This window comes from Yersinia sp. 1252 StPb PI, assembly GCF_048593885.1.
GTDB classification, from domain to species: Bacteria; Pseudomonadota; Gammaproteobacteria; order Enterobacterales; family Enterobacteriaceae; genus Yersinia; species Yersinia enterocolitica_E.
The window spans coordinates 1-1,756 of sequence record NZ_JAZGQE010000347.1; the positions used below are offsets into that span (position 1 = coordinate 1).

Below are 1,756 nucleotides of genomic sequence, written 5' to 3' on the forward strand. Positions count from 1 at the left end.
ATTAATATAAGAAAGGATAATATCTTGATATTACCTGCATAGATGAAAATTCTGATATTTAGCCATATTGCAGTGATTACGCCAGAATAATCTGTAGACCAAAAGGGGCAACCAGCGAATGACCAATACCACCGGTTACCTCAATCCGTTTTTTGGTAAGCACCAAAGGATGATCTCGGGCGAAAAATGTTTCCACTTAAATGTGTTATACATCATATTGGCTCACGAAAACTGATGAAAAATCATGAAGTTTCATCGTACAGCCATTTTTTTGCAGCAAGTCCCAAAACAAACGTTGCAACAGTGCCACTTTATCTTCAGCGGCACTGCTGCCTCCCATAAAGGCCATGTTATTAATTTAATTAATAATAATTGATCAAGAACACGGCTTTACCATTCGCTTTACCCGGTGTGACGTTCGCTTCTGTTTGAATATAGCGGGCAGACAGCGGAACACGGATTGTAGAACTGCCGTCTTTTGGCAGCGTCACTGTTTGTTCTGCCGCAAAGTTAAACAGCGTTGGGGTTTGGCTACTACTTCCCCAACCAATCTGGATACCTACGCCCGATGCTGCACCGGATACCGTCGAGTCGATAGCCATAATCCCATTGGCGGCATCAATTACATTGGTAGCAGGTGTCAGGCGCACGCCAATACCGTTATTGAGCGAGTTGGATGTACTCCCCATTCCGGTATTGTAATTCATCAATATCGTCGTATTGGTACTGTTATAAAAACCGTAGAATCTAGGGCAATTTATGAGGTTAATTGACGCATCAATCCAAGGTGTTGTTGAGTTTATCCCCCTAAAAATTTCATTTTTGTCATAACGTCCCAATGCAACCGTGACATCTGGTGTGGTGCAGGTTTGCGTAGACACCGTCAGGGTTCCCTGAAAATTGATATTGTAAAAAGTAAACGGCAACCCGGTGACGGGAACAGAACCCGCATGAGTATTCACCGCGGGCTCAAGCGTAGTCGTGATACTCGGGAAATTTGCACCGCTAATCGTAAAGCTACCGGGGGTAATAGCCCCCGTTTTAATGAGCGAGACATAACGTGTTGAACCGCTAAAATCCAAGGCGCCGCCTAATTCATTGCCTACCTGCCTTATAGGGTTCTCTGTATCCGTCGTCACCGCAGGCCGGTTAACTATTATCGGATTGCCATCTGGGCTTCGTGAAATGGCCACACCAATCCCCGGAATATTGGTCTGATAAACGGCACCCGCAAACGGACCGGTCATCAAGCCGCTCAGAGGGAGTGGGGCATGGCTAATCAACGTTGAACTGCTGAACCAAAATGATTTACCTACGTCAGCCTGTGCCCACTGGCATCCCATCTTAGTGTTTCTCATCAACCAGCTGCCTTGATACAGCACCGTCCCTACGGGAATATCGACCCCCGCCGAAATCACCGGCGGAGTCAACGGCACGGTTTCCGTTTGAGTGGCGCCAGCATCAAACGAACAATTCGCCACGGCCCAGCTACTGGTGCTGATAACACTTAACAAGAGGCCGCCAAATAGCACACCCACTTTATTCATAGATAGTTTCATACATCATTGCCTCTTTTTCTGGCAGTAAATAGCATTGGGTTAGCGCCTTCCTGCAGCGTTATCGTCTTTTCCGCTGAAAAAATACGTCATATCGAAGCCTTTACTCACGAAGCGATTGCTCCTGAGGCACACAGGTCGAGGTAAACCGCATCATCGCGCTGGCTTTACCGTTGGCTAATTGCGGCGGCAGAATATAG

The 1,756-nt window shown here is 46.8% G+C and carries 1 protein-coding gene; it reads right to left on the reverse strand.

Annotation, left to right across the window (positions count from 1 at the left end):
- Positions 1–362 precede the first annotated feature (362 nt).
- Positions 363–1,559: a fimbrial protein gene (locus tag V2A85_RS23425; protein ID WP_420072524.1), complete on the reverse strand. Its 1,197-nt coding sequence runs from the start codon at positions 1,557–1,559 to the stop codon at positions 363–365.
- Between the last annotated feature and the right edge of the window lie 197 nt (positions 1,560–1,756).

What these genes read in the sequence shown, in the direction of transcription:
- V2A85_RS23425 (WP_420072524.1), bottom strand. Translation starts at nt 1,559, where the DNA reads ATGAAACTATCTATGAATAAAGTGGGTGTGCTATTTGGCGGCCTCTTG.